10 protein-coding genes and 1 pseudogene are annotated in these 11,536 nt (G+C 67.1%); 4 read left to right on the forward strand and 7 right to left on the reverse strand.

Features of this window, described 5'->3' with window-relative positions:
* Positions 1 to 138: 138 nt before the first annotated feature.
* The 4 genes from H0524_RS11020 to H0524_RS11035 form a co-directional block, all read right to left on the reverse strand.
* Positions 139 to 996 carry an integrase core domain-containing protein gene (locus tag H0524_RS11020; RefSeq protein WP_255435892.1) on the reverse strand — a complete coding sequence of 286 codons (858 nt, stop codon included), beginning with the start codon at positions 994 to 996 and terminating at the stop codon, positions 139 to 141.
* 354 nt (positions 997 to 1,350) lie between these two features.
* Positions 1,351 to 3,075 (reverse strand): glycerol-3-phosphate dehydrogenase/oxidase, encoded by a 1,725-nt coding sequence (locus H0524_RS11025; RefSeq protein ID WP_018819351.1) that lies wholly within the window; start codon positions 3,073 to 3,075, stop codon positions 1,351 to 1,353.
* Between the two features lie 71 nt (positions 3,076 to 3,146).
* Positions 3,147 to 4,664 carry a glycerol kinase GlpK gene (gene glpK / locus H0524_RS11030; protein WP_018728987.1) on the reverse strand — a complete coding sequence of 506 codons (1,518 nt, stop codon included), beginning with the start codon at positions 4,662 to 4,664 and terminating at the stop codon, positions 3,147 to 3,149.
* Between the two features lie 38 nt (positions 4,665 to 4,702).
* Positions 4,703 to 5,542, reverse strand: coding sequence for an MIP/aquaporin family protein (locus tag H0524_RS11035; RefSeq protein WP_012184592.1), 840 nt, complete (start codon positions 5,540 to 5,542; stop codon positions 4,703 to 4,705).
* A 183-nt stretch (positions 5,543 to 5,725) separates the two neighbouring features.
* Here H0524_RS11035 and H0524_RS11040 point away from each other — a divergent pair, with 183 nt between their 5' ends.
* On the forward strand, positions 5,726 to 6,493 hold the full coding sequence (locus H0524_RS11040) for an IclR family transcriptional regulator (RefSeq protein ID WP_180198565.1): 768 nt from the start codon (positions 5,726 to 5,728) through the stop codon (positions 6,491 to 6,493).
* 37 nt (positions 6,494 to 6,530) lie between these two features.
* Entirely contained in the window at positions 6,531 to 8,054 is a 1,524-nt protein-coding gene (gene glpK / locus H0524_RS11045; protein ID WP_180198566.1) for a glycerol kinase GlpK, read from the forward strand.
* Positions 8,055 to 8,167: 113 nt separating this feature from the next.
* Here glpK (H0524_RS11045) and H0524_RS11050 read toward each other — a convergent pair.
* Positions 8,168 to 8,680: pseudogene (locus H0524_RS11050) on the reverse strand (AfsR/SARP family transcriptional regulator); the annotation flags it as partial.
* 5 nt (positions 8,681 to 8,685) lie between these two features.
* Positions 8,686 to 9,183 carry a hypothetical protein gene (locus H0524_RS11055; protein WP_180198567.1) on the reverse strand — a complete coding sequence of 166 codons (498 nt, stop codon included), beginning with the start codon at positions 9,181 to 9,183 and terminating at the stop codon, positions 8,686 to 8,688.
* A 526-nt stretch (positions 9,184 to 9,709) separates the two neighbouring features.
* Between H0524_RS11055 and H0524_RS11060 the strand changes: the two genes are divergently transcribed.
* Entirely contained in the window at positions 9,710 to 9,952 is a 243-nt protein-coding gene (locus H0524_RS11060) for a hypothetical protein (RefSeq protein WP_018818891.1), read from the forward strand.
* 153 nt (positions 9,953 to 10,105) lie between these two features.
* Here H0524_RS11060 and H0524_RS11065 read toward each other — a convergent pair whose 3' ends face one another.
* Positions 10,106 to 10,594 (reverse strand): DUF4279 domain-containing protein, encoded by a 489-nt coding sequence (locus H0524_RS11065; RefSeq protein WP_180198571.1) that lies wholly within the window; start codon positions 10,592 to 10,594, stop codon positions 10,106 to 10,108.
* A 232-nt stretch (positions 10,595 to 10,826) separates the two neighbouring features.
* Between H0524_RS11065 and H0524_RS11070 the strand changes: the two genes are divergently transcribed.
* Positions 10,827 to 11,309 (forward strand): hypothetical protein, encoded by a 483-nt coding sequence (locus H0524_RS11070; RefSeq protein ID WP_180198572.1) that lies wholly within the window; start codon positions 10,827 to 10,829, stop codon positions 11,307 to 11,309.
* The last annotated feature ends 227 nt before the right edge of the window (positions 11,310 to 11,536 follow it).

Consider the following 11,536-nt stretch of genomic DNA (forward strand, 5'->3'; position numbering starts at 1 on the left):
CACGGTCTTGCGGAAGGTGTGGGGGGTGACCCAGGCGAGGTCGGTGTCTGCGCGGGCTTGGCGCCATTGCCGGCGAACGTTGTTGGGTGATAGCCTGTGGGGTTTCATAACCCTGTCACCGACTCTGAGCAGGGCCGTTTACGCGGCTCGTTCGTACTCGTTGATCAGCCCGCCGAGGACTGGGCGACGTCTGACCCGCTCGTGGGTCAGGTCGACGACGGGCCGGTCGGATCGTGGAGGCTGCCACTGCAGCGACCTGTGTGGTCGTCGGCCGTTGTAGTGACTGGCATATTCATCGAGCGTCAGGCGTAGATGCCGTTCGTTGACGATGAGCATGCGGTCGGTGAGCTCGCTGTGGACGGTGAGGACGAACCGTTCCGCGTGGGCATTGGCTCGCGGGCTTCGCGGCGGGATCTTGCATGGGGTGACGCCGGCATCGGCCAGCACCGCGTCGAAGGCTGCGGTGAACTGCCCGGCCCGGTCCCGGATAAGGAATCTGAATTGATCGGCGCGGTCACCGAGGTCCATGAGCAGGTTGCGGGCCTGCTGGGTGGTCCATGCTCCGTCCGGGTTGGCAGTGATGCCGAGGATGTGCACGTAGCGGCTGCCAACCTCCATCACGAGGAACACGTACAGGCGCTTGAGGGTGAGCGCGCAGTCCACGTGGAAGAAATCGCAGGCCAACATGGTCGACGACTGGACGCGGAGGAACCGTCGCCAGGTGGTGTGGTCACGGCGCACGGGCGCCGGTGGGATGCCCAACCGTTTGAGGATCCGCCGGATCGTGGACGCGCTCACGCCGAGGCCGAGCAGTTCGCCGTGGATGCGTTGGTAGCCCCAGCCGGGGTTGTCCCGGGACATCCGCTCGACCAGGGCGGTGATGGCTGGGTCGGTCGGCGGCCGGCCGGACCGGTTGGGATATCTCCAGTGGCGGGCGACCAGCCGCCGATGCCAGCGCATGACCGTGGTCGGAGTGACGAGCCGGTGCGCCGCCAACGCCCGGGCAGGAATTTGATCAGGGCGGCGAGCACCGCTCGGTCTGCCCAGTCCAGGTGCGGTGTCGGATTCTGCCGGCGCAAGACCGCGTTCTCGTGACGGAGCACCAAGATCTCCACGTCTTTGGCCGCACCGGTGCTGGCCAGGAGGGCGAGCCATCCGGCGATGCGGCAGAACACGAGGTAGAGCAGGCGCAGCGACACAGGTCATGACGATGCCTAACAGCATGGCCGAGCGCTACATCTGCCCACGTCAACCACGGTTACCGGGTTTTGGAATCCCACAGGGTCGGCCGTAGCTGACTCCGGCCTGTCGGGCGGGACGTGGCGGAACGCATGCGGCGCGCGCGCCAGGTCAGGCCGCGAGTGCTACCTGCGGCACCACATCCGGCACGACCAGCCGGGCCGCGTCGGCGGCCTGGTCGTCGATCTGGTCGTGCGCCATCCGTTCGGCGTCCACCTGTGCGACGTAGTGCGCCACCTCGCGGTCCACACGCTCGGCGTCCCAGCCGAGCACCGACGCCATCAACTGCGCCGCCGGTCGGGCGGCTGCCAGGCCCCGGTCGAACGTCTCGATCGATATGTGTGTACGCCGGGTAAGCACGTCCTCCAGGTGCAGGGCACCCTCGGCTGACGCCGCGTGGACGACCTCCACACGCAGATAGTCGTCGGCGCCGTCGAGCGGCTCAACGAGGGTCGGATCCTCTCCCAGCAGGTCCAACACCTCGTCGACGGCGGCGCCGTAGCGGCGCAACAGATGCTCAACCCGCTCCACGGTCAGGTTGTACTGTCGCGCGATGCGACGGCGCTGGTTCCATCGGGCGACATAGCCCTCGGCGCCGAGCAGGGGAACCCGGTCGGTGCAGGACCGCGGCACCCCACCGCCGAGTCCCCGCACGGCCTCGTCGACAGCGTCGCGGGCCATCACCCGGTACGTTGTGTACTTCCCGCCGGCGACCATCACCAGACCCGGCGCCGGGTTCGCCACGGTGTGCTCACGGGACAGCTTGGCGGTCGCATCCGAATGCCCGGACAGCAGCGGCCGCAGGCCCGCGTATACGCCCTCGACGTCGTCGCGGGTCAGTGGACTGGCCAGTACCTCGTTGACCCGTTCCAGCAGGTAGTCGATGTCGCGGCTGGTCGCTGCCGGGTGCGCCTTGTCCAGATCCCAGTCGGTGTCGGTGGTGCCGATCAGCCAGTGCCGACCCCACGGGATCACGAACAGCACGCTGGATTCGGTTCGCAGGATCAGGCCGGTGGTGGAGCGGATCCGGTCGCGGGGCACGACGAGGTGGATACCTTTCGACGCGCGAACCTGCACCGGCCCACGCTCCCCAACGAGAGACTGGATTTCGTCGGTCCAGACGCCGGTGGCGTTGATGACCTGCCGGGCGCGGACCTCGAGGACCTGGTCGGTCTCCAGGTCGTGGACCCGCGCCCCGGTGATGCGGTGGCCGTCGCGCAGGAGGCCCACGACCCGGGCTCGGGAAACGGGGTACGCGCCGTGGGCTGCGGCGGTACGGACGAGACACGTCACCAGCCGGGCGTCATCGACCTGAGCGTCGTAGTACTGCAACGCGCCCACCAGCGACTCCGGACGCAGGGACGGGCAAGCGCGGACCGCGCCACGTCGGGTCAGGTGCCGGTGGGCCGGTACCCCGCGGGAGTTGCTGCCGGAAAGGCTCATCGTGTCGTAGAGCAGGACACCGGCGCCCGCGTACAGCCGTTCCCAGCCGCGGTGCCGCAGCGGGTAGAGGAACGGCACCGGCCGGACCAGGTGCGGGGCGAGTCGCTGCAGTAGTAGGCCCCGCTCGCGCAGCGCCTCGCGGACCAGCCCGAAGTCGAGCATCTCCAGGTAGCGCAGACCACCGTGGATGAGTTTACTGGAGCGGCTCGACGTGCCGCTGGCCCAGTCGCGGGCCTCGACGAGGCCGACCGACAGGCCCCGGGTGACGGCGTCCAGGGCGCAGCCGGCGCCGGTGACGCCGCCACCGACCACCAGGACGTCCAGTTCCGGGCCGCTGCTCAGCGCGGCCAGCGACCGCTCGCGGGCGGCCAGTGACAGTGTCGCGGAGTGCATGCGTTCTCTCTCCTGTGTCTGGGAGGCCAGCGGGGACGCCGGCCTCCCGGGTTTCTCTGATGCGGTGGTGGTCAGTCGACGTCGACCCAGTTCAGGGTGCGTTGGACGGCCTGCTTCCAGCGTTCGTACTCGGCTTGGCGTTGTTCTGGTGGCCAGGTGGGCTGCCAGCGGTGGCTTTCGTTCCAGTTCTCGCGTAGTTCGTCGGTGCTGCGCCAGAATCCGACGGCGAGGCCGGCGGCGTACGCGGCGCCGAGCGCGGTGGTCTCGGCGACCACGGGCCGGCTTACCGGTACGCCGAGGATGTCGGCTTGTAGTTGCATGCACAGGTCGTTGTCGGTGACGCCGCCGTCGACCTTGAGACAATCCAGCGGTACGCCGGAGTCTTTGGCCATGGCCTCGGCGACGTCTCGGCTCTGGTAGCAGATCGACTCGAGGGTGGCCCGGGCGATGTGGGCGTCGGTGTTGAACCGGGACAGGCCGACGATCGCGCCGCGGGCGTCGGAGCGCCAGTACGGGGCGAACAGGCCGGAGAAGGCGGGTACGAAGTACACTCCGCCGTTGTCGGGCACCTGGCGGGCCAGGATCTCGCTCTGCCCTGCGGTGTTGATGATTTTCAACTGGTCGCGTAGCCACTGCACGGCTGATCCGGTGACGGCGATGGAGCCTTCCAGGGCGTATACCGGCGCCTGGTCGCTGAACTGGTAGCAGACGGTGGTGAGTAGGCCGGCCTGGGAGCGGACGATCTCCGTGCCGGTGTTGAGGAGCATGAAGTTGCCCGTACCGTAGGTGTTCTTGGCCTCGCCCGGGGCGAAGCAGACCTGACCGACGGTGGCTGCCTGCTGGTCGCCGAGGTCCGCGGTGAGCGGGACCGATCCGGTGAACGGACCACGCGCCGTGGTGGCACCGTAGGAGTCCGGGTCGGACGATGGTCGGATCCGGGGCAACATGGCGCGCGGGATGTCGAAGAACGACAGTAGTTCGTCGTCCCAGTCCAGCGTGTCCAGGTTCATCAGCATGGTGCGGCTGGCGTTGGTCGGATCGGTGACGTGCACGCCGCCGTCGGTGCCGCCGGTCAGGTTCCACAGCAGCCAGGTGTCGGTGTTGCCGAAGACGGCCTCTCCACGCTCGGCTGCTTCCCGGACCCCATCGACGTTGTCGAGGATCCACTGGATCTTGCCGGCGGAGAAGTATGTGGCCGGTGGCAGGCCGGCCTTACGGCGGATGATGTCGCCCCGCCCCGAGCGCTCCAGTGCCGAGGCGATCCGGTCGGTGCGGGTGTCCTGCCATACGATGGCGTTGTGGTAGGGCCGACCGGTGCGCCTGTTCCATACCACGGTGGTCTCACGCTGGTTGGTGATCCCGAGCGCGGCGAGGTCGGTGACGGTCAGGCGGTGCTCGTAGAGCACGGTCTGGATGACGGTCTGGGTCCGCTCCCAGATCTCCACCGGATTGTGTTCGACCCAACCGGGCCGCGGCAGGATCTGCTGATGCTCGAGCTGGTGGCGACCGACGTCGTTACCACCGTGATCAAAAACCATGAAACGGGTACTGGTGGTGCCCTGGTCCACCGCACCAACGAAGTCAGCCATGCGGGATGTCACCTCTACGGGTCGTCGGGATATGTCGATCAGACGCGGGCGCGCTCCGACATCGCAGCCGTTTCGGTCGCAGTCTCGGCGCTGTTCGCGCCCGGCTGCGGCTCATCGCTCGGCAGGAATCGGCCGACGAACAATTGATAGAGGCCGGCGCCGATGACACCACCGACCAGTGGTCCGACGATGGGCACCCAAAAATACGGATATCCGCTCGGGTCCAGGAAGGCCGTCTCGTACCCGGTGAGGAAGGACGCGAGGCGGGGGCCGAAGTCACGGGCCGGGTTGATCGCGTAGCCGGCGTTGACGGCGAACGCCATGCCAATCGCGACCACGATCAGGCCGACGATCAGTGGGGCAAGGTTGGCGCCGGGCAGAGAGTTGCGGGCGTCGGTTACGGCAAGGATCAGAAACAGCAGGATCGCCGTGCCGATGATCTGGTCACGCAGGGCGCCCCACTCGGTGATGCCAGCACCCGGCAGGGTCGAGAAGACGCCCTGGCTCTTGCTGGTCAAGCCCGGGTCAAACCGCTGCAGCACCTCGCTGTAGTTCCAGCGAATGATCAGGGCCGCGACGAACGCCCCGGCGGTCTGTGCGAGGGCATAGGGCATCACCTTGCGCCACGAGAAGCCCTTGAACACCGCGAGGGCGAGCGTCACCGCCGGATTGAGGTGGGCGCCACTGATCCGGCCAGCGACGTAGATGCCCAGCGCGACGCCAAGGCCCCAGGCCCAGGCGATGCTGTCGAACTCACCGGTGCCACCGGCAGTGACCTGGGCGACGACGCCCACGCCGAAGAGAATCAGGATCGCGGTGCCGGCGAACTCGGCGGCCAACTCGCCAAGGAGTCCGGGCGCTCTCACACGCTGTGTCATGGTGTCTCCAGGTGGGGGTGGCGGACCTCCGCGACCGGGGGACGGAGGGCCGTGCGATGTCGGCGAGGTGTCGGACGTCGCCGTGCGGTGAACCGTAGGAAACATGAGGAGGCAGGTCAACGAACCCCGGTCGACAATGCCGAACACTGTTGCGTTGGCCCCGAACGCTCTAGCATCCGCCCCATGCCGGGTCAGGTGCAGTCCATCGCGCGTGCCGCGGCGATCCTCCGCCTGCTGGCCAGCAGTTCCGGCCGGCTCGGCATCGGGGAGATCGCCCGTTCTCTCAACCTGCCCAAGGGCACGGCGCACGGCATCATACGTACGCTGCAAGACGTCGGATTCGTGGAACAGGACAAGACCTCCGGCAAGTACCAACTCGGTGCCACGCTGCTGCACCTCGGCACGAGCTACCTCGACGTCAACGAGCTCCGTTCCCGTTCCATCAACTGGGCGGACCCACTCGCCGCGCGCAGCGGCGAGGCGGTCCGTATCGGCACTCTGCTGGACGGCAAGGTACTTGTGGTCCACCACGTGTTCCGGCCCGACGACATCCTCCAGACGCTGGACGTCGGGTCCCTTCTTCCCCCGCATGCCACCGCGCTCGGCAAAGTCCTGCTCGCCTACGACGTGGGCGCCGCCAACGCGGTTACGCAACGCGAACCCGAGCCCTACACCCGACGCACCCTGGTCACCGCACGAGCACTCACCCGGGCCCTCAGCGAAATCCGGGACAATGGCTGGGGGGCCGAAATCGGTGAGATGACCCCTGGCGAGGCCGGCATCGCCGCGCCGATCCGTGGCTATGGCGGCCTGGTCGTGGGCGCGATCGGGCTCTCCGGTCCGGTGGACCGCACCTGCGACGGGTCCGGCAACCCCCGCCCAGCCCTCGTCACGTACGTCCGCGACGCCGCCCGCGCGGTGTCCCGCGATCTCGGCGCCAGGCGCTGGTGATCCGTCACCCACCACCCGGCTTCACGAAGGACGAGTAATGACCGAGCGCTTTGTCGTCGCCATCGATCAGGGAACCACGTCCACCCGATGCATCGTCTTCGACCGCCGTGGCAATCTCGTCTCAGTTGCCCAGCGGGAACACCGGCAGCACTTTCCCCGGCCGGGCTGGGTAGAGCACGACGCTATGGAGATCTGGCGCAACGTCGGCAAGGTCGTTCCCCGCGCCCTCAACCAGGCCGGCCTCAGCATCGACCAGATCGCCGCGATCGGGATCGCCAACCAGCGCGAAACCACGGTCGTCTGGGACCGGCGCACCGGTGTCCCGGTGGCTCCCGCGCTCATCTGGCAGGACACCCGCACCGACCTGGTGGTGGAAGCCCTTTCTCGCGCCAGCGGCGCCGAGCACATCCAGGAGCTGTGTGGGCTGCCGCTGACCACGTACTTCTCCGGCCCGAAGCTGCGCTGGCTGCTCGACCACATCCCCGGCCTCGCCGAACGCGCCGAACGCGGCGAGGTGCTCTTCGGGACCATGGATAGCTGGCTGATCTGGAACCTCACCGGCGGCCCGGACGGCGGCCTGCACCTGACCGACGTCACCAACGCCAGCCGTACCATGTTGATGGATCTGCGCACTCTCGACTGGCATCCCAGACTGCTGAGCTTCTTCGGCGTGCCGGCGGCCATGCTGCCGCAGATCCGCTCCTCGTCGGAGGTGTACGGCACCGCCACAGCCGTCCTGCCCGGCGTCCGGATCGCGGCGGCCCTCGGTGACCAGCAGGCCGCCCTGTTCGGTCAGACCTGCTTCGACCCAGGCGACGCCAAGTGCACCTATGGCACCGGCAGCTTCCTACTGCTGAACACCGGTACCGAGCCGGTGCCTTCGCGGCACGGCCTGCTCACCACCGTCGGCTACCGGATCGGCGACGAGCCCGCCCTGTACGCCCTGGAGGGGTCCATCGCGATCACAGGATCCCTGGTGCAGTGGTTCCGCGACCGGCTGGAGTTGATCAGTACTGCACCGGAAATCGAGACCCTCGCCCGAACGGTCGACGACAACGGCGGCTGCTACATTGTGCCCGCCTTCTCCGGGCTTTTCGCCCCACACTGGCGCAGCGAGGCGCGCGGCACGATCGTCGGACTCACCTCATACATCACCAAGGGGCACCTGGCCCGGGCCGTGCTGGAGGCGACCGGGTGGCAGACCCGTGAGGTGGTCGACGCCATGAACGCCGACTCCGGGCTGGAGCTGACCGCCTTGCGGGTGGACGGCGGGATGACCGCGAACAATTTGCTGATGCAGTTCGTCGCGGACGTACTTGCAGTGCCGGTGGTGCGCCCGATGGCGGCCGAGACGGTCTCCCTCGGGGCCGCATACGCAGCCGGGCTTGCGGTCGAGTACTGGCCAGACCTGGAGGGCCTGCGCAGCAACTGGCATCCGGCTGCCCGATGGGTGCCGGAGATGGATGCCGCAGTCCGGACACGGGAACGGGAAAACTGGCGACGGGCGGTGGAGCGCACCTTCGATTGGATCCGGCCCGAGGAGGACCCTGCTCGCCGCTGACCCACAACCAAGATCAAGCGTTGAGGGAAGCCGAGCCCTGTCTGGCGCACATTCGTCGTCGCGGTGCAGGCAGCAGCAGACGCCAACCCGGTGCCGGGCAACGGCCTTCACCGTCACGAGACAGCCCTTCTGACCGGGCTGGCCTGTTCGACAAGAAGGCCGTCGAGAGTGTTGCCGATCGTGGCGAGGGCCTGCCGCTGACTTACGATCGCGGATCCAGTCGGTACGGGAGCGACGGCGGCGAGCTTTTCCCGGGTGTCAGCGACCATGGCGGCCCAGGCGGCGTTGTCGAGCACGCCGGTGGTGTCGAGGAAGGCCAGGATCCGGGCCCCGTCGGCGAGGCGTGCCACTGCCGTCATCATCGTGACGAAGCTGACCATGACCACGCAGGCAGCGTGCATGTTGTCGGCCTCGAGCAGTTCTTCGACGTGGGCACGGAGTAGCTGATAGGCGGCTCTGCGGTCGCCGCGCCGGAACAGCGCCTGGGCGCGCACCGGCTGGTTCGGCGAGTGGGTGCGTGCCGGCAGCGGCACGTCGATCGCCTGGTCGAACAACGTGTCCGCGGCGGCCCGTCGACCTTGGAAGGCGGCTGAGAAGCCGAGCAGCATCAGCGTCCAGTTCAGCAGTTCGCTCAACGGGGCGGATCGACGTTAGTGAGCTCGACGTCCAGCAGATCGGCTGCCGCCTCGACGGTGGCCACGAACTTGTCCGGTGGGATCCTGGCGACGAAGACCTTGCCCAGGTCCTCTGGAAAGGGATGGTCTGCCCGCCAGAACGCGAAGACGATCACCAGGTCCTCTTCGAGGTAGGTGTACTTGAAGACGTTGTCGACGGTCTCGCCCCACTGCATGAACCAGAACTGCTCCCGAAACTGCGTCTCGTCTGCGTGGAGCAGCCGGAAGATCTCCTTCGGTGCGCGGCCCGGGAAGGGACAGGCCTTGACGTCGCGTCGGCGCACCTGCGCCGCGCTCGACCGCACAGCGCGGATGAAGAACGGGAGGAAGGCCCAGTTGTCCTCGGTGGTCAGCCTTTTGCCACCCGCCCACAAGTCGACGACGCGGAGTTGGTGCGGCTCGACCTCGCCGATCTCCACCGCGAACGTGGCCCGGTCACCGAAGCGTCGTGCCATCAGCCCACGGGCGCAGTCATATGGAAGGCCGTGCCTGGCTTTGTGGGTTGCCATCCCTCGGCCAATGCCTTCCGGACAATCGCAGCGACCGCCGACGGGAGAACGGGCAGTGCCGACCCGCCAATCCAGTTGCTTGGATGGTCCTGAGGCATGCCGACCAGCAACACCCTGCCCTTGTAGTCGACCTGTTCTACAGCGACAGTGAGCGGTCGCTCACATAGCCCTTGGGCATAGGTTGGTCTGCCGCGCACTCGCCACCTGTAGGTGACCCCGTCAATCGTGATGAGCCGAGAGCCCTTCTTGACCAACGCCATGACGACCCTCCTCGACGTCAGATGACCGTGCCCGATGCAGCGGTCAGTATGGGGCAGCGAGGGACGTGCGATCGCCGAGGCAGACACCCTGCGTGCCGCCTGACCTCAGAATGTCGCTACGCCGCGTGTAGATCAACGCGATTCCCAAGCTGACCGTCCCCACCAAGGGGGGCGGGTACCGGCCCACGCCCCACGCCACTACGGTCTATGGCATGGAGGCGGACACCACAGGCGCAGCCTGGCGGGCTCGCATACGAGGGTCCGGCTCGGTCGAGCGCGACCGTGAAGCGCTCGCGCGACTGGTTGACGAGGACCAGGACCCGGCCGAGGTCTACTACTACGAGGCGGTCAGCGATCCAGACGTGCGGGCGATGAATCGGGCGCAGCGTTCCTACGCCGGCCAGTACGAGCGCCGACTTCGGCGGCTCGCCTACCGACGTAGGTACTCTCAGTAGGCCCGAAGCTGGGGTGACTAACCGAGTGACGACCGGCAAGCACACCGCCGGACAACTACGGACGCCAGCGGACCACTTCCGCAGCTCATCGCCCATGCTGGCGCTGGTTCAGCCAATCCGGAAGTTCCTTCACACCGAAGCGCTGGTCAAACCTTAGTCATCCCCGTACTCGTCCACGTCCAGCTCGGCTCCCGTGCGGTGAAGAAACTCCAGGACCCTGCGATCGAGGTGCCAGCCAAGACGCTGATGCTGGCCGGGTAAGCGAACCAGGTCAGTGCCGTTCGGCTGCGGACTCTCCCCTTCGCCACCGTCGTCATTGAAGTAGCGCACCACCTGGAGCGTCCCGGTGATGCCCTCCCCCTCCGACGCGTCTATCTCTCTAGCCAGGGCCGCGATCTCATCGGCGAAGGGCTCAAGTCGCTCGATGAGGCGGTCAATCTTCTCATCGAGCGTCAGGCCACCATCACGGCACACAAGCCTCCACGCGTGAACGCACGGCACCGGAGGGTCCACCCTCTTGCTGGCCTTGACGCTAATCTCGTCTGGCTCCATGCCCAAGCGGCCCGCGATCTCGCGCGCCGGCATGTGGTCCGACCGTAATGAGAAGTACACATACTGATCTACCCGCATGGCTCTGATCATGGCAACGGGCCGGCGCAGCGAACAGCCCGCAACACCGCTTCGTGCCCGATCCGTGCCCGATGCAGCGGTCGACACAGGTCGACGGTGGCACTCAAACGGCCTCAGTCTGAATGCTCCGTGCTCCTCTGTCGGCCGGAATGGCTACTCAGGGTATGAACCAACGCGATTCCCAAGCTGAGAGTGCGCGACCGCCCCGCCAGGGGCAGGGTTCCGGCGGGTGGTAGAACGAGACGTGGAGATCGCGCGGCTCAGCCAGGCGTTGGATGACATCTTCGACGGCGCGATCGTGCACCACGGGTACACCGACTACATCCGCGACTACGAAGTCATCGTCTATGTCACCGCAGACCCGCGTACCGGCACCCCACCGATCCACCTCCGCTACCTCTTCAAGTACTGCGTCTCCGCCGAGGTGCAGACGGCGGTGAGTCCCGATACCTGGCGTTGCTCGCTCGACGAGCGACTGACCGACCGGGAGATCGGTCCGGACCTGGATGGCTTCGTGTGGGCAGTGCGCTGGCAGCCACTCTACCCAGGTGCGGAGGTGGTGGCGGACTCCGAGCGCGCGCGGTCGTGGGCTGACAAGATCGGCATTCCCTTTCACGAGGTCCGCTTCGAGATGAACGCTCACGCCATCACCCTCGTCTTCAGCGACCTTGACGTGACGGAGGTGGGGGAGGGCTATGCGCCCTTCACAGTCACCGAGGACGACTGACGCGAAGAATTTGCCACTCGCGTGGGTGACTAACTGGGTGACGATCGGGTCGGACGCCAGCGGACGAGCAGGGATACTGATGGACGGTTCCAGCAGTTCAACGTCCATGAAACGGCATGGCCAGAGCCCCGTGTTGGTTGCCTGGGGGTCAAGGGGTCGTCGGTTCGAATCCGGCCGTCCCGACAGAAATGAAGCCCTGACCAGCGAAGATGCTGGTCAGGGCTTCG

It is taken from the genome of Salinispora sp. H7-4 (assembly GCF_013416675.1).
GTDB lineage: Bacteria > Actinomycetota > Actinomycetes > Mycobacteriales > Micromonosporaceae > Micromonospora > Micromonospora vitiensis.

Excerpts from the sequence above, each read along its gene's own strand:
- H0524_RS11025 (WP_018819351.1), bottom strand. The coding sequence starts at position 3,075 with ATGCACTCCGCGACACTGTCACTGGCCGCCCGCGAGCGGTCGCTGGCC.
- H0524_RS11055 (WP_180198567.1), bottom strand. The coding sequence starts at position 9,183 with ATGGCACGACGCTTCGGTGACCGGGCCACGTTCGCGGTGGAGATCGGC.
- H0524_RS11065 (WP_180198571.1), bottom strand. The coding sequence starts at position 10,594 with ATGATCAGAGCCATGCGGGTAGATCAGTATGTGTACTTCTCATTACGG.
- glpK (WP_180198566.1), top strand. The coding sequence starts at position 6,531 with ATGACCGAGCGCTTTGTCGTCGCCATCGATCAGGGAACCACGTCCACC.
- glpK (WP_018728987.1), bottom strand. The coding sequence starts at position 4,664 with ATGGCTGACTTCGTTGGTGCGGTGGACCAGGGCACCACCAGTACCCGT.
- H0524_RS11040 (WP_180198565.1), top strand. The coding sequence starts at position 5,726 with ATGCCGGGTCAGGTGCAGTCCATCGCGCGTGCCGCGGCGATCCTCCGC.
- H0524_RS11060 (WP_018818891.1), top strand. The coding sequence starts at position 9,710 with ATGGAGGCGGACACCACAGGCGCAGCCTGGCGGGCTCGCATACGAGGG.
- H0524_RS11035 (WP_012184592.1), bottom strand. The coding sequence starts at position 5,542 with ATGACACAGCGTGTGAGAGCGCCCGGACTCCTTGGCGAGTTGGCCGCC.